Genomic DNA, 14,974 nt, shown 5'->3' with positions numbered 1-14,974 from the left:
TTATCGGTATTTGGATCAGTCTCCAGATCCGGGCCACGGTTGCGCCGCCCAGTTGTCATAACGCAACGCAACCGTGCCCGTTCCAGCATGCCCGGCGAGGCCGGGGACCACTCAGCCCAGGTGGGTGCGGACCGCCTCGGCCAGGCGCTCGGCGACGGCCTTGGCCTGGACCTCGTCGGCGGCCTCCACCATCACCCGCACCAGCGGCTCGGTGCCCGACGGGCGCAGCAACACCCGTCCGGTGGCGCCCAGTTCGGTCTCCGCCGCGGAGACCGCTGCGGCCAGCTCGACCGAGTTGGCGACCCGGGTGCGGTCGACGCCCTTGACGTTGATCAGGACCTGCGGCAGGCGGGTCATCACCTCGGCCAGCTCGGCCAGCGACTGCTTGGTCGCGGCCAGCCGGGCGCCCAGCATCAGGCCGGTGAGGGTGCCGTCACCGGTGGTCGCGTGGTCCAGCAGGATGACGTGGCCGGACTGCTCGCCACCGAGGGCGAAGCCGTGCTGCTTCATCTCCTCCAGCACGTAGCGGTCGCCGACCGCGGTCTGCACCAGCTCGATGCCCTCGCGCTCCATCGCCAGCTTGAAGCCCAGGTTGGACATCACGGTGGCGACCGCGGTGTTGCCGCGCAGGGTGCCGGCCTCGCGCATGGCGACCGCGAGGATCGCGAGGATCTGGTCGCCGTCCACCTCGTTGCCCTCGGCGTCGGCCGCCAGGCAGCGGTCGGCGTCGCCGTCCAGGGCGATCCCCAGGTCGGCCTTGTGCTCGCGCATCGCGGTGCGGAGCTTGTCCAGGTGGGTGGAGCCGACACCGTCGTTGATGTTCAGGCCGTTGGGCTCGGCGCCCAGCGTGTAGACCACCTCGGCGCCGGCCCGGGCGAAGGCCTCGGGGGCGACCCGGGCGGCCGCGCCGTGCGCGCCGTCGATGACGACCTTGACCCCGTCCAGCCGGTTCGGCAGCACGGCGACCAGGTGGGCCACGTACCGGTCGAAGCCCTCGGTGTACTGGCGGACCCGGCCGACGGCGGCGCCGGTGGGGCGCTTCCAGTCCTCGTCGGTGCCCAGGCCGTAGCGGTGGTAGTGCTCCTCGATCGCGTCCTCGATCGCGTCGTCCAGCTTGTGGCCGCCGCGGGCGAGGAACTTGATGCCGTTGTCCGGCATCGCGTTGTGGCTCGCGGAGAGCATCACGCCGAAGTCGGCGCCGAGCGCCCCGGTCAGGTACGCCACGGCGGGCGTCGGCAGCACGCCGACCCGCAGCACGTCCACGCCCGCGCTCGCCAGACCGGCGATCACGGCGGCCTCCAGGAACTCCCCGGAGGCCCGCGGGTCGCGCCCGACCACGGCGACCGGCCGGTGGCCGTCGAAGGCCCCCGCGTCACCGAGCACGTGGGCCGCCGCCACCGACAGGCCCAGGGCCAGTTCGGCGGTCAAGCCCTCGTTGGCCACACCGCGTACCCCGTCCGTACCGAAGAGTCGTCCCATGCTTCCGTCCTTTGTCGGCCCCTGCTGCCAAATCATCCGTCCGCTCCCGGCCACCCCACCGGGGCCGGGGAGCACGACGCCCCGGAGTACACGAGGTACTCCGGGGCGTACGAGGTGCACCCGAGGGCGCGCACCACCAGGGCGGCACGCACCCCCCGGGGCGCAATTAGCGCTTGCTGTACTGCGGCGCCTTACGGGCCTTCTTGAGACCGGCCTTCTTGCGCTCGACGGCACGCGCGTCACGCATCAGGAAGCCGGCCTTCTTCAGGGCGGCGCGGTTGTTGTCCACGTCGGCCTCGTTCAGCGCACGGGCGACGCCGAGGCGCAGCGCGTAGGCCTGACCGGAGACGCCGCCACCCGCGATGCGGGCCACGACGTCGTAACGGCCGTCGAGCTCGAGGAGCTTGAACGGCTCGTTCACGGTCTGCTGGTGCACCTTGTTGGGGAAGTAGTTCTCCAGGGTGCGACCGTTGATCTTCCACTTGCCGGTGCCGGGGACGATGCGCACGCGGGCGATCGCCTCCTTGCGGCGGCCGAGCCCGGCGCCCGGGGTGGCCTCGCCGAAGCGGCCGGCCAGCGACTCGGTGCTGTACTCGGTCTCGGAGGTGTACTCGTCGACGTTCTCGTCGAACTCGACCTCGAGGGTGTTCTCGATGGCAGTCTCGGCCACGGTGTTCCTCAGCTCCTGCTTTTCAGTGATGGGGTTGGGTGGCCGGAATTACTGCGCGACCTGGGTGATCTCGAACGGCACCGGCTGCTGCGCAGCGTGCGGGTGCTGGTCGCCCGAGTAGACCTTCAGCTTGGAGAGCATCTGGCGGCCCAGGCTGTTCTTGGGGAGCATGCCCTTGATGGCCTTCTCGACGGCCTTCTCGGGGTTCTTGTCGAGCAGCTCGTCGTAGCGGACCGAGCGGAGACCGCCCGGGAAACCGCTGTGGCGGTACGCCAGCTTCTGGGTCTTCTTGTTACCCGACAGGTGCACCTTGTCAGCGTTGATGATGATGACGAAGTCACCGGTGTCAACGTGCGGCGCGTAGATCGCCTTGTGCTTGCCCCGCAGGATGGAGGCGGCCTGGGAGGCCAGGCGGCCGAGCACGACGTCGTTCGCGTCGATGACGTGCCACTGACGCTGGACGTCGCCGGGCTTGGGGCTGTACGTACGCACGGTCGTAGCCTTCGCTTTTCAGTGAGTGTGTCCTTGACAGGAGCACGCTGGACGAGGAGATCAGCCTTGCCCGCTCTGGACGCAATTCAGAGGAGGGCCGCTGAACATCGGCCTGGTGTCTCCGGCGTACCGACCTCTCACGTGAGATGGAGCGAGCCAATACGCACAACAAGGGCCCACCCTACCGGCCCGCACGGCACCGGTCAAAAACGCTCGGGACCGCCCTCACCGATCACGCACCACCCGGGTCTCGTCCCAGACCGGCTCCGGCGCCTCGTACACCCGTCCGTCCGAGCCGAACACCAGGAACCGGTCGAAGGTCCGGGCGAACCAGCGGTCGTGGGTGACGCACAACACGGTGCCGTCGAACGCCTCCAGACCCTCCTGGAGCGCCTCGGCGCTCTCCAGGTCCAGGTTGTCGGTCGGCTCGTCGAGCAGCAGCGCCGTCACCCCGGAGAGCTCCAGCTTGAGGATCATCAGCCGGGCCTGCTGGCCGCCGGAGAGCGACTCGAAGCGCTGCTCCTCCTGCCGGTCCAGCTCGTACCGGCGCAGCGCGCCCATCGCGGCGCCGCGGCTGAGCGCGTGCTCCTCCTCGATGATCGAGCGCACGGTGCGCCCGAACAGCTCGGGGTGGGCGTGGGTCTGCCGGAAGTGGCCGGGCACCACCCGGGCGCCGAGCTTCCAGGTGCCGGCGTGCGCGACCGACTCGTCGCCGGCCAGCAGCCGCAGGAAGTGCGACTTGCCGGAGCCGTTGGAGCCGAGCACCGCGACCCGCTGGCCGTAGTAGACCTCCAGGTCGAAGGGCTTCATCAGGCCGGTCAGTTCCAGGCCCTCCAGGGTGAGCGCCCGCACGCCGGTGCGGCCGCCCTTGAGCCGCATGCTGATGTTCTGCTCGCGCGGCGGCTCCTCCGGCCGGCCGGCCTCCTCGAACTTCTTCAGCCGGGTCTGCGCGGCCGCGTAGCGGGTGGCCAGCGCGTGGCTGACGGAGGCCGCCTGGCGCAGGTTGACCACCAGCTTCTTGAGCTTGGCGTGCTCCTCGTCCCAGCGCCGACCGAGCTCCTCGAAGCGCGCGAACCGCTCCTTGCGGGCCTCGTGGAAGGAGTCGAAGCCGCCGCCGTGCACCCAGACGCTGCTGCCCCCGCCGCCGAAGCCGGACTCGACGCTGATGATCTTGTCGGCGGTCCGGGACAGCAGCTCGCGGTCGTGCGAGATGTACAGCACGGTCTTGGAGCTGGCCTTGATGGCCTCCTCCAGCCAGCGCTTGCCGGGCACGTCCAGGTAGTTGTCCGGCTCGTCCAGCAGCAGCACCTCGTCCGGGCCGCGCAGCAGGCACTCCAGCACCAGCCGCTTCTGCTCGCCGCCGGAGAGGGTGTTCAGCCCGCGGAACTGGGCCCGGTCGAACGGCATCCCGAGCGCGGCGGTGGTGCACACGTCCCAGTCGGTCTCGTAGTCGTAGCCGCCGACGTCCGCCCAGTCGGAGAGCGCCTGGGCGTACGCCATCTGCGTCTTCTCGTCGTCCTGGGCCATCATCGCCAGCTCGGCGGCGTCCACCGCGCGGGCGGCGACCGCGATCCGCGGCGGGGCGACCGAGACCAGCAGGTCGCGCACGGAGGCGTCCGGCGGCAGCGCGCCGGGGGTCTCGCGCAGGTCCTCGCGGCCGGTGGTGCCGACGAACTGGCGCATCACGCCGAGCCCGCCGCTGACCGTGACGGTGCCGCCGTGCGGCTGCACGTCACCGGCGATCATGCGGAGCAGGGTGGTCTTGCCGGCGCCGTTGGCCCCGACCAGGGCGACCGCGGCGCCCTCCCCGACCCGGAAGGACGCGTCGTCGAACAGCACCCGTCCGTCCGGCAGGTAGTACTCCAGGTGTGAAATCTCGACGTGTCCCATGGCGGCGATTGTGCCTGGGGCGGCGGCGCGGGCCAAACCGCTTTTCGGGCCGGGGCCGCTCAGCCCTCGACGCCCGGCAGGGTCCGCATCCGCCGGGCCGCGCGGTTGCGCTCGGCGAGCCGGTCGTCGGCCGGGTAGCCGACCTCCTCCAGGGTCAGCCCGTACGGCCGGATCACGTTCACCGCGGAGTTGCGCACCCCGCCGCGCAGCACCTCGCCGGGGAACTCCACCGGCCGGTGCCCGTCGCCGACCAGCAGCATCGCCCCGACCAGCGCCCGCACCATGTTGTGGCAGAAGGCGTCCGCGCGCACGGTGGCCACCGCCAGGCTGCCCTCCTGGGTGGCGTAGCCGTCCACCGGCACCCGGTCCCAGCGCAGCTCCAGCAGGGTGCGGATGGTGGTCGCGCCCTCGCGCTTCTTGCAGTACGCGGCGAAGTCGTGCTCGCCGACCAGCAGCCGGGCCGCCTCGTTCATCTTCTCGATGTCCACCGGCCGGTCGTGCCAGAGCACGTGGCCGCGCAGCAGCGGGTCCACCCCGCCCGGGTGGTCCGCCACCCGGTACGCGTACCGGCGCCAGATCGCCGCGAACCGGGCGTCGAAGCCGCTCGGGGCCTCCCCCACCCGGAAGATCCGGATGTCCGCGGGCAGCCGGCCGGCCAACCGCCGCAGCAGCTTCTCGCCGTGCCCGGCCCACAGCTCGCGCGGCAGGTCGACGTGGGCGACCTGGCCGCGGGCGTGCACCCCGGCGTCGGTGCGGCCGGCCACCGTGAGGTCGTAGGTCCGCTCGCTGCGGGTGACGATCCGCAGCGCGTCCTCGATCTCGCCCTGGACCGTGCGGCGTCCCGGCTGCCGTGCCCAGCCGGAGAACTCGCCGCCGTGGTAGGCGAGGTCGAGCCGGATCCGGACCAGGCCCTCGGCCGGGCCGTCCTGCTGCGCAGGCGTCTGCTCGCAATCCTTGGGCACTGCTGAACTCTCCCCGCTGGTACCGGAATTGGGTGCCGGAATCGATGCCGGAAGGGCTTCCGGACACAAGGAACGGGCCCGCCCCCCGCCGAAGCGGTGGGCGGGCCCGGACTCACACCTCGCGGTGTCAGGCGTTCTCGACCTCGGCGGTCTCGTCGGCCTTCGCCTCGGCGGCCTGGTCGGCCTCCTTGACGGCGCGCTTGGTGGCGCCCTCGGCCTCGCCGACGGCGGTCTGGGCGACGGTCAGGCCCTCGACCAGCTCGATCACGGCCATCGGGGCGTTGTCGCCACGACGGGGCATGATCTTGGTGATCCGGGTGTAGCCACCGGGACGGTTCTCGTAGCGCGGCGCGATCTCGGTGAAGAGAGTGTGCAGCACGGAGACGTCGGTGATCGTCTTGCGAACCAGGCGACGGTTGTGGATGTCGCCCTTCTTCGCCTTGGTGATCAGCTTCTCCGCCAGCGGGCGCATCCGACGGGCCTTGGCCTCGGTCGTGGTGATGCGGCCGTACTGGAACAGCTCCCGGCACAGACCGGCGAGCAGCAGCGGCTCGTGGTGCGGGCCGCCGCCGAGGCGGGCACCCTTGGTGGGACGCGGCATGGATGACTCCTTGTATCTCCGACTGCGGCCGTATCAGGTACCGCAGCGGGCGGCCGGGCACGGTTGCCCGGACGGCTTTCCTGCATTGAGCCGGGGGCGGCCCACCAGGGGACGCCCCCGCCACAAACTCTTAGTACTGCTCGGTCTCCGCGTAACCCGCGTCGTCCAGGTCGTCGGCGCCGAAGGCGTCGGCGGCGGCGGTCGGGTCGAATCCGGGCGGGCTGTCCTTGAGGGCCAGGCCCATGCCGGCCAGCTTCGCCTTGACCTCGTCGATCGACTTCGCACCGAAGTTGCGGATGTCGAGCAGGTCGGCCTCGGAGCGGGCGACGAGCTCACCCACGGTGTGGATGCCCTCGCGCTTGAGGCAGTTGTACGACCGAACGGTGAGCTCCAGCTCCTCGATCGGCAGCGCCAGGTCGGCGGCCAGGGCGGCGTCCGTCGGGGACGGGCCCATGTCGATGCCCTCGGCGTCGACGTTCAGCTCGCGGGCGAGGCCGAACAGCTCGACGAGGGTCTTGCCGGCCGAGGCCATGGCGTCCCGGGGGCGCATGGCGGGCTTGGTCTCGACGTCGACGATCAGCTTGTCGAAGTCGGTCCGCTGCTCGACACGGGTGGCCTCGACCTTGTAGGTGACCTTCAGCACGGGGCTGTAGATCGAGTCGACCGGGATCCGGCCGATCTCCTGGCCGGACGCCTTGTTCTGCACGGCGGAGACGTAGCCGCGACCGCGCTCGACGGTCAGCTCCATCTCCAGCTTGCCCTTGCCGTTCAGCGTGGCCAGGACCAGCTCGGGGTTGTGCACCTCGACACCGGCCGGGGGCGCGATGTCGGCGGCGGTGACCACACCCGGACCCTGCTTGCGCAGGTACATCACGACCGGCTCGTCGTGCTCCGAGGAGACGACCAGCTGCTTGATGTTGAGGATGAGGTCGGTGACGTCCTCCTTGACGCCCGGCACGGTGGTGAACTCGTGCAGGACACCGTCGATCCGGATGCTGGTGACAGCAGCGCCGGGGATCGAGGAGAGGAGCGTGCGGCGGAGCGAGTTGCCGAGGGTGTAGCCGAAGCCCGGCTCGAGCGGCTCGATCACGAACCGCGAGCGGAACTCGTCGACGACCTCTTCGGTCAGCGAGGGGCGCTGAGCGATCAGCATGTTTTCAGATCCTCCAGTTGTCTTCGGCACCCACTATTTGATGCCGAACAGAACCAAGCGTACGGGGTCCCGCGTGAAACGGGACCCCGTACGAGGTTTAAAGCACCCGCGTGCCCGAAGGCGCTGCGTCAGACGCGGCGGCGCTTCGGCGGACGGCAGCCGTTGTGCGGGGTGGGGGTGACGTCCTGGATCGAGCCCACCTCCAGGCCGGTGGCCTGGAGCGAGCGGATCGCGGTCTCGCGGCCGGAGCCCGGACCCTTGACGAAGACGTCGACCTTGCGCATGCCGTGCTCCTGCGCGCGGCGGGCGGCGGCCTCGGCGGCCATCTGCGCGGCGAACGGGGTGGACTTGCGCGAGCCCTTGAAGCCGACGTGGCCGGCAGAGGCCCAGGAGATCACGTTGCCCGAGGGGTCGGTGATCGAAACGATGGTGTTGTTGAACGTGCTCTTGATGTGGGCGTGCCCGTGAGCGACGTTCTTCTTCTCCTTGCGGCGGATCTTCTTCGCGCCGGCAGCCTGACGACCCTTGGGGGGCATAAGTCTGTATCTCCTACTGAGGTGGTCGGTCCGCTGACCCGCGGGCCGGAGGGATGTCCGGTTTACGGGACGGACTACTTCTTGCCCGGCTTCTTCTTACCGGCAATCGCGCGACGCGGGCCCTTGCGGGTACGCGCGTTGGTGTGGGTGCGCTGGCCGCGGACGGGCAGACCGCGGCGGTGGCGCAGGCCCTCGTAGCAGCCGATCTCGACCTTGCGGCGGATGTCGGCGGCCACCTCACGGCGGAGGTCACCCTCGACCTTGTAGTTGGCGTCGATGTACTCACGCAGCTTGACGAGGTCGTCCTCGGTGATGTCGCGGACGCGGACGTCCGGGCTCACACCGGTCTCGGCCAGCGTCTGCTGGGCGCGGGTACGGCCGATGCCGTAGACGTACGTGAGGGCGATCTCGATCCGCTTTTCGCGGGGGAGATCAACGCCGGCGAGGCGTGCCATTCATGGCTCCTGTGGTTCTTCAGAGGTCTTGCGGGGTACCTACTCCAACACCTCTCGGCGAGGGAGCCCCGGCCTCTGACCGGGGGTGGCAGTCCGTCCCTGGGACGGATCGGGCAGCCCGCGTTATGACGTTGTGCGCGTCGCGCGAAGTACTACGAGAAATGCGGGGAAGAGATCAGCCCTGGCGCTGCTTGTGGCGCAGGTTGTCGCAGATCACCATGACCCGGCCGTGACGGCGGATCACCTTGCACTTGTCGCAGATCTTCTTGACGCTCGGCTTGACCTTCATGGTTCAGGTTCTCCGGGTCTAGATCTGGCAGGTTCTTACTTGTACCGGTAGACGATCCGGCCGCGAGTCAGGTCGTAAGGGCTGAGCTCCACGACAACCCGGTCGTCCGGGAGGATGCGGATGTAGTGCATACGCATCTTGCCGCTGATGTGCGCGAGGACCTTGTGACCGTTCTGCAGCTCGACCTTGAACATGGCGTTCGGAAGAGACTCGATCACGGTGCCCTCGATCTCAATGGCGCCTTGCTTCTTTGCCATGAACTGCGAGATCCACCTTCCGGGGCCGGCTACCGCATGCGGCACGCTCGTGTGCGAGCCTGGGTCCACCCCAACCCTCACGGGAAGAGGGCGTGCCGAAGCACGCTACGAGTGAGCCGACGCATCAGTCTACGTCAGGCAGCAACCCGACGCCAAAACGATGCCGACCGGTCACGCTGCGCACCCGGGCTCAGTACTTGACCGCGACCGCGACCGGCTCGACCACCGCGGTGCAGGCCGAGCAGCGGCGGGCCGCCTCGGGGATCTCGGTCAGGCACTCCGGGCAGGGGCGCTTGGGGGTCCTGGGCTTCTTCGGCAGGTAGCGGGCGGTCGCCTTGGCGACCGGCAGCACCACGCAGAAGTACAGCACCGCGGCGGTCATCAGGAAGGCGATCAGCGCGTTCAGGAACTGGCCGTACGGGAACGTGACGCCCGCCACCGGGAACTTGTAGCTGCTGAAGTCGCCGGCCGCGCCGACCACCACGCCGACCAGCGGGGTGAGGAACGCGGACACGAAGCCGGTCACGACACCGGTGAACGCGGCACCGATGACGACACCGACCGCCATGTCGATCACGTTGCCGCGCATCATGAAGTCGCGGAAGCCCTTGAGCACTGCTCGCCCCTTGTGTTGTGGTGGCCGTCAAACGCCGGAGCCTAGCGAAAAGTCCGCCAGTGTCAAAATAGGACAAAGGGCCTGGAGGCCGAAGCCTCCAGGCCCTGATCCCGCGCCGGTCAGGCCAGCGGGTCCGGAGCTGCGGTGATGCCCAGCTTGGCGAGCTCGGCCCGGCCGCCGTCGAAGGCGGTCAGCACCAGCGGACCCTGCTCGGTCACGGCCACCGAGTGCTCCCAGTGCGAGGCCCAGGTGCCGTCGTTGGTCACCACGGTCCAGTCGTCCTCCAGCACGGTGGTGTGCGGGGTGCCGAGCCCGACCATCGGCTCGATCGCCAGCACGGTGCCCGGGATCAGCTTGGGGCCCTTGCCGCGGCCGGCCACGTAGTTCAGCACGTGCGGCTCCATGTGCATCGCGGTGCCGATGCCGTGGCCGCCGTACCCCTCGGTGATGCCCCACTTGCCCTTGGGCGGCAGCGGCTGGCGGCGGATGAAGCCCTCGATCGCCCGGGACACGTCGGCCAGCCGGTTGCCCTTCTTCATCTGGGCGATGCCGGCCCACATCGAGCCCTCGGTGACCCGGCTCAGCAGGGTGTGCTCGGGGGCCACCTCACCGACCGGGACGGTGATCGCGGCGTCGCCGTGCCAACCGTCCACGATCGCGCCGCAGTCGATCGAGATCAGGTCGCCCTCCTGGAGCACCCGCTCGCCGGGGATGCCGTGCACCACCTCGTTGTTCACCGAGGCGCAGATCACCCCGGGGAACCAGAGTCCGCCGTGGTCCGCGCGGAAGTTCGAGGTCGCGCCGTGGTCGGCGATCACCTTCGCCGCGATGTCGTTCAGCTCCTGGGTGGTCACCCCCGGGGCGACCGCCTCCCGGCAGGCCTTGAGCGCTTCGGCGACGACCAGCCCGGCCACCCGCATCTTCGCGATCTGCTCGGGGGTCTTGATCTCCACCATCCGGTCACGCCTTCCACTGTTCGTCGCGCGCCCGGTCCTTGCCGGGCGGCCGTGCTGCTTACCACCGTACGACGCCGGAAACGGCCGGGGCGCCCCGTGCGGGGCTCCCCGGCCGTTTCCTGGCACTGCGGGACGCTCAGGCGTCCTTGTTCTTCTCCAGCGCGGCGATCGCCCGCCCGGTGACCTCGTCCACCTTGCCCAGGGCCGGGATGGTCACCAGCAGGCTCTGCTGCGCGTAGTAGTCGATGATCGGCTCGGTCTCCGTGTGGTAGACCTCGAGCCGGGTCCGCACCTTGTCCTCGGTGTCGTCCGGACGCTGGTACAGCTCGCCGCCGCACTCGTCGCAGACGCCCTCCTCCTTCGACGGGTTGTAGACCACGTGGTAGACGTGGCCCCCGTCGTTGCGGCAGAGCCGGCGTCCGGCGATCCGGTTGACGACCTCGTCCTCGGGGACCTCGAGGTCCAGCACGCCGTCCAGGGCGATGCCCTGCTCGACCAGGAACTCGTCCAGCGCCTTCGCCTGGACCAGGTTCCGCGGGAAGCCGTCGAGGAGGAAGCCGCCGGCGGCGTCCGCCTGGAGCATCCGGTCCTTGGCCATGCCGATGGTGACCTCATCCGGCACCAGGCGACCCTCGTTCATGTACGCCTTGGCCTCGAGCCCCAGCGGGGTGCCCTGGCTGATGTTGGCGCGGAACAGGTCTCCGGTGGAGATGTGCGGGATGGACAGGGTCTTGGCCAGGACGTGCGCCTGAGTACCCTTCCCTGCCCCGGGAGGCCCGACGAGGACGATTCGCATCAGCGGAGGAACCCTTCGTAGTTACGCTGCTGGAGTTGGCTCTCGATCTGCTTGACAGTTTCGAGGCCCACGCCGACGACGATGAGGACGCTGGTGCCGCCGAACGGGAAGTTGGTCTGCTGTCCGAAGGCGACCAGGGCGATCATCGGGATCAACGCGATCAGACCCAGGTAGAGCGATCCCGGCCACGTGATGCGGGTGAGCACGTAGTTCAGGTACTCGGCCGTCGGTCGGCCGGCCCGGATACCCGGGATGAACCCACCATACTTCTTCATATTGTCGGCAACTTCTTCGGGGTTGAAGGAGATGGCGACGTAGAAGAAGGCGAAGAAGACGATCAGTACGAAGTACGTGACCATGTAGACCGGGTGGTCACCCTTGACGAAGTGGTTCTTGACCCAGACCGCCCAGCCCGCCTGGCTGTTGGTGAGCTGGACCACCAGCGCCGGGATGTAGAGGAGCGAGGAGGCGAAGATGACCGGGATCACGCCGGCCTGGTTCACCTTGAGCGGGATGTAGGTCGAGGTACCGCCGAACGCCCGCCGCCCGATCATCCGCTTCGCGTACTGCACCGGGATCCGGCGCTGCGCCTGCTCCACGAAGATGACCAGGCCGACCACGACGATGCCGACCGCGATGACGCTGAAGAACTCGACCCAGCCGCCGCCGATGGTGCCGGACTGCTTGATCTGCCACATCGAGCCGGGGAAGCCGGCCGCGATCGAGGTGAAGATCAGGATGGACATGCCGTTGCCGATGCCGCGGTCGGTGATCAGCTCACCGAGCCACATGATCACGGTGGTGCCCGCGGTCATCGTGATGACCATGGTGGCGATCCGGAAGACGGACTGGTCCGGCACGACCTGGTTGGCGTACGCGCAACCACTGAACAGGGCGCCGCTGGAGGCCGTCGCCACGATGCCGGTGCCCTGGAGCACGGCGAGCGCGATGGTCAGGTAGCGGGTGTACTGGGTGATCTTCGCGGTACCGGCCTGGCCCTCCTTCTTCAGCGCCTCGAGCCGCGGGATGACCACGGTGAGCAGCTGGAGGATGATGCTGGCCGTGATGTACGGCATGATGCCGAGCGCGAAGATCGTCAGCTGGAGCAGCGCATTACCGCTGAAGAGGTTCACCAGGGCGAACAGACCACCCGGGGTGTCCTTCAGGCACTGGTTGACGGCAACGAAGTTGACGCCCGGTACGGGAATGTGCGCGCCCGCCCTGAACAGCACCATGATGCCCAGCGTGAACAGCAGCTTCTTGCGCAGGTCGGGCGTCTGGAACGCCCGCGCGAACGCACTGAGCACGGTGCCTCCTGCGCCTCCCGCACATCGTCGGCGGGAGGGTCGGTCCTGAATGGGGAGTGGATTGCGCGCCCCGGTACGGGCTGGCGCAGGCAAGCCTGGCGCCAGCGTACAAGGGAACTCCACGGACTCTAACAGTGCTCGGCCACCGGGCAGAAGCTTGAGCCGCTGCTCCCCCACTGACGGGGTACGGCTTGCCCGGTTTTGGCACACAATTCGTCTGCAAAATGCAGCAGGCCCCGCAGCTCCCTTTCGGGAACTGCGGGGCCCTGGGTCAGCAGGCTCAGAGGAGCTCGGTGACGGTGCCGCCGGCAGCGGTGATCTTCTCGGCCGCGGAGCCGGAGACGGCGTCGACCGTCACCTGCAGCGCCACCGCGATGTCGCCCTGGCCGAGGACCTTGACGAGCTCGTTCTTGCGAACGGCGCCCTTCGCGATCAGGTCGGCCACGGTGACCTCGCCACCCTGCGGGTAGAGCTCGGCCAGCTTGTCCAGGTTCACGACCTGGAACTGCTTGTGGGCCGGGTTCTTGAAGCCCTTCAGCTTCGGCAGGCGCATGTGGAGGGGCATCTGGCCACCCTCGAAGCGCTGCGGAACCTGGTAGCGGGCCTTGGTGCCCTTGGTACCACGACCTGCGGTCTTACCCTTGGAACCCTCACCACGACCCACACGGATCTTGGCGGTCTTGGCACCCGGGGCAGGCTTCAGGTTGTGGACCTTCAGCGGATTGTCCGCCATGTCAGTCGACCTCCTCAACCGTGACGAGGTGACGGACGGTCTGGGCCATCCCGCGGATCTCGGGACGGTCCTCCTTCACGACCACGTCGTTCATCCGCTTGAGACCAAGCGAACGAAGGGTGTCACGGTGGTTCTGCTTGCTACCGATGTAGGACTTGGTCTGCGTGATCTTGAGGCGAGCCATCAGGCGCTCACCCCGGCAGCACGCGCCCGCAGCAGAGCGGCGGGAGCCACGTCCTCCAGCGGCAGGCCACGGCGGGCGGCGATCTCCTCGGGGCGCACGAGGCCCTTCAGAGCAGCCACGGTGGCGTGCACGATGTTGATCGCGTTGTCCGAGCCGAGCGACTTCGACAGGATGTCGTGGACGCCGGCGCACTCCAGGACGGCACGCACCGGGCCACCGGCGATAACGCCGGTACCGGGGGACGCCGGCTTCAGGAGCACGACGCCGGCGGCCTTCTCACCCTGGATCGGGTGCGGGATGGTGCCCTGGATACGGGGGACCTTGAAGAAGTTCTTCTTGGCCTCCTCAACACCCTTGGCGATGGCGGCCGGAACCTCCTTCGCCTTGCCGTATCCGACACCCACGGTGCCGTCACCGTCGCCCACCACGACCAGCGCGGTGAAGCTGAAACGACGACCACCCTTGACAACCTTGGCGACACGGTTGATCGCTACGACGCGCTCAACGTAAGCAGTCTTCTCGACGGCGGGAGCGTTGCCCCGGTCGTCACGCTTACGGTCACGCCGCTCGCCACCGCCGGTGCCGCCGCCGGCGCCGCTACCGCGGCGCTGGGGTCCAGCCATTGGAATTACCTCTCTCGATTACGTCCGTCGACTAGGCCGACGAGCGGCTTAGAAGTCGAGCCCGGCCTCACGGGCCGCGTCCGCCAGGGCGGCGATGCGGCCGGCGTACCGGTTGCCCGCGCGGTCGAAGACGACCGACTCGATGCCGGCGGCCTTGGCGCGCTCGGCGACCAGGGCTCCGACCTTCTTGGCCAGCTCGGTCTTGTCGCCCTCGTTGCCACGGATGGAAACATCGAGGGTGGACGCCGACGCCAGGGTGTGACCCTTGGCGTCGTCGATGACCTGGGCGACCATGTGACGGTTCGAGCGGGTCACCACGAGCCGCGGACGCAGCTCGGTGCCGGTGACGCGCTTGCGAACGCGGATGGCGCGGCGCTTGCGGGCGGCGTTCTTGTAGGCGTTGCCCTTGCCGATCTTGACAGAGACGCTCATCGCTTACTTACCACTCTTTCCGACCTTGCGGCGGATGACCTCGCCCGCGTACTTGACGCCCTTGGCCTTGTACGGGTCAGGCTTGCGCAGCTTGCGGATCTTGGCCGAAACCTCACCCACGAGCTGCTTGTCGATCCCGTCCACGTGGAACTTGGTGGGCGACTCGACCACGAAGGAGATGCCCTCCGGGGCCTCGATCAGGATCGGGTGGCTGTAGCCGAGCTGGAACTCCATCGCGGAGCCCTTCGCAGCGACTCGGTAACCAACACCGCTGATCTCCAGCGACTTGCGGTAGCCCGCGGTCACGCCGGTGATCATGTTCGCCACCAGCGTCCGCGACAGGCCGTGCAGGGCCTTCGACTGACGCTCGTCGTTCGGGCGGGTGACGAGCAGGTTGCCGTCCTCGCCCTTGCCGATCTCGATCGGCGCGGCGACGACGTGGGTGAGGGAGCCCTTGGGGCCCTTCACCGACACCTCGCGGCCATCGATGGTGACGTCCACGCCGGCGGGAACCGGGATGGGCAGCCGTCCAATGCGAGACAT

The 14,974-nt window shown here is 68.9% G+C and carries 20 protein-coding genes; all 20 read right to left on the bottom strand.

From position 1 onward, the window contains the following. Nucleotides 1-111 precede the first annotated feature (111 nt). On the bottom strand, nucleotides 112-1,479 hold the full coding sequence (glmM, locus tag ABT014_RS10245) for a phosphoglucosamine mutase (RefSeq protein WP_350638239.1): 1,368 nt from the start codon (nucleotides 1,477-1,479) through the stop codon (nucleotides 112-114). Between the two features lie 166 nt (nucleotides 1,480-1,645). Continuing rightward, complete coding sequence (rpsI, locus tag ABT014_RS10240) at nucleotides 1,646-2,149, bottom strand: 30S ribosomal protein S9 (RefSeq protein WP_035981606.1); 504 nt, start codon at nucleotides 2,147-2,149, stop codon at nucleotides 1,646-1,648. A 48-nt stretch (nucleotides 2,150-2,197) separates the two neighbouring features. Beyond that, nucleotides 2,198-2,641 carry a 50S ribosomal protein L13 gene (rplM, locus tag ABT014_RS10235; RefSeq protein ID WP_033824211.1) on the bottom strand — a complete coding sequence of 148 codons (444 nt, stop codon included), beginning with the start codon at nucleotides 2,639-2,641 and terminating at the stop codon, nucleotides 2,198-2,200. A 225-nt stretch (nucleotides 2,642-2,866) separates the two neighbouring features. Beyond that, complete coding sequence (locus ABT014_RS10230; RefSeq protein WP_350638238.1) at nucleotides 2,867-4,531, bottom strand: ABC-F family ATP-binding cassette domain-containing protein; 1,665 nt, start codon at nucleotides 4,529-4,531, stop codon at nucleotides 2,867-2,869. Between the two features lie 59 nt (nucleotides 4,532-4,590). Further along, nucleotides 4,591-5,493: a tRNA pseudouridine(38-40) synthase TruA gene (truA, locus tag ABT014_RS10225; protein WP_350638237.1), complete on the bottom strand. Its 903-nt coding sequence runs from the start codon at nucleotides 5,491-5,493 to the stop codon at nucleotides 4,591-4,593. A 127-nt stretch (nucleotides 5,494-5,620) separates the two neighbouring features. After that, nucleotides 5,621-6,094 carry a 50S ribosomal protein L17 gene (gene rplQ / locus ABT014_RS10220; RefSeq protein WP_350638236.1) on the bottom strand — a complete coding sequence of 158 codons (474 nt, stop codon included), beginning with the start codon at nucleotides 6,092-6,094 and terminating at the stop codon, nucleotides 5,621-5,623. A gap of 130 nt (nucleotides 6,095-6,224) precedes the next feature. Further along, complete coding sequence (locus ABT014_RS10215) at nucleotides 6,225-7,247, bottom strand: DNA-directed RNA polymerase subunit alpha (protein ID WP_033824215.1); 1,023 nt, start codon at nucleotides 7,245-7,247, stop codon at nucleotides 6,225-6,227. A gap of 128 nt (nucleotides 7,248-7,375) precedes the next feature. Further along, nucleotides 7,376-7,783: a 30S ribosomal protein S11 gene (rpsK, locus tag ABT014_RS10210; protein ID WP_014136257.1), complete on the bottom strand. Its 408-nt coding sequence runs from the start codon at nucleotides 7,781-7,783 to the stop codon at nucleotides 7,376-7,378. Between the two features lie 74 nt (nucleotides 7,784-7,857). Beyond that, nucleotides 7,858-8,238, bottom strand: coding sequence for a 30S ribosomal protein S13 (gene rpsM, locus ABT014_RS10205; protein WP_350638235.1), 381 nt, complete (start codon nucleotides 8,236-8,238; stop codon nucleotides 7,858-7,860). 175 nt (nucleotides 8,239-8,413) lie between these two features. Beyond that, on the bottom strand, nucleotides 8,414-8,527 hold the full coding sequence (rpmJ, locus tag ABT014_RS10200) for a 50S ribosomal protein L36 (protein WP_003956441.1): 114 nt from the start codon (nucleotides 8,525-8,527) through the stop codon (nucleotides 8,414-8,416). A 35-nt stretch (nucleotides 8,528-8,562) separates the two neighbouring features. Further along, nucleotides 8,563-8,784 carry a translation initiation factor IF-1 gene (gene infA, locus ABT014_RS10195; protein WP_003956442.1) on the bottom strand — a complete coding sequence of 74 codons (222 nt, stop codon included), beginning with the start codon at nucleotides 8,782-8,784 and terminating at the stop codon, nucleotides 8,563-8,565. Nucleotides 8,785-8,974: 190 nt separating this feature from the next. Continuing rightward, nucleotides 8,975-9,400 carry a large conductance mechanosensitive channel protein MscL gene (mscL, locus tag ABT014_RS10190; RefSeq protein WP_350638234.1) on the bottom strand — a complete coding sequence of 142 codons (426 nt, stop codon included), beginning with the start codon at nucleotides 9,398-9,400 and terminating at the stop codon, nucleotides 8,975-8,977. 119 nt (nucleotides 9,401-9,519) lie between these two features. Then, a complete protein-coding gene (gene map, locus ABT014_RS10185; RefSeq protein ID WP_350638233.1) occupies nucleotides 9,520-10,356 on the bottom strand; it encodes a type I methionyl aminopeptidase in 837 nt (278 codons plus the stop codon). 136 nt (nucleotides 10,357-10,492) lie between these two features. Further along, complete coding sequence (locus ABT014_RS10180) at nucleotides 10,493-11,152, bottom strand: adenylate kinase (RefSeq protein WP_350638232.1); 660 nt, start codon at nucleotides 11,150-11,152, stop codon at nucleotides 10,493-10,495. After that, entirely contained in the window at nucleotides 11,152-12,459 is a 1,308-nt protein-coding gene (secY, locus tag ABT014_RS10175; RefSeq protein WP_350638231.1) for a preprotein translocase subunit SecY, read from the bottom strand. The genes ABT014_RS10180 and secY overlap by 1 nt, the downstream gene beginning before the upstream one ends. A 280-nt stretch (nucleotides 12,460-12,739) precedes the next feature. Next, nucleotides 12,740-13,192: a 50S ribosomal protein L15 gene (gene rplO, locus ABT014_RS10170; RefSeq protein ID WP_350638230.1), complete on the bottom strand. Its 453-nt coding sequence runs from the start codon at nucleotides 13,190-13,192 to the stop codon at nucleotides 12,740-12,742. Nucleotide 13,193: 1 nt separating this feature from the next. Beyond that, a complete protein-coding gene (gene rpmD, locus ABT014_RS10165) occupies nucleotides 13,194-13,376 on the bottom strand; it encodes a 50S ribosomal protein L30 (protein WP_073924296.1) in 183 nt (60 codons plus the stop codon). Then, on the bottom strand, nucleotides 13,376-13,999 hold the full coding sequence (gene rpsE, locus ABT014_RS10160; RefSeq protein ID WP_033824222.1) for a 30S ribosomal protein S5: 624 nt from the start codon (nucleotides 13,997-13,999) through the stop codon (nucleotides 13,376-13,378). The genes rpmD and rpsE overlap by 1 nt, the downstream gene beginning before the upstream one ends. A 48-nt stretch (nucleotides 14,000-14,047) precedes the next feature. Further along, nucleotides 14,048-14,431, bottom strand: a complete 384-nt coding sequence (gene rplR, locus ABT014_RS10155; protein ID WP_350638229.1) for a 50S ribosomal protein L18 — start codon at nucleotides 14,429-14,431, stop codon at nucleotides 14,048-14,050. A 3-nt stretch (nucleotides 14,432-14,434) separates the two neighbouring features. After that, nucleotides 14,435-14,974, bottom strand: coding sequence for a 50S ribosomal protein L6 (rplF, locus tag ABT014_RS10150; protein ID WP_350638227.1), 540 nt, complete (start codon nucleotides 14,972-14,974; stop codon nucleotides 14,435-14,437).

This window comes from Kitasatospora sp. NPDC094015, assembly GCF_040304075.1.
Lineage (GTDB): Bacteria > Actinomycetota > Actinomycetes > Streptomycetales > Streptomycetaceae > Kitasatospora.
This window is presented reverse-complemented; position numbering and strand designations above follow the sequence as displayed.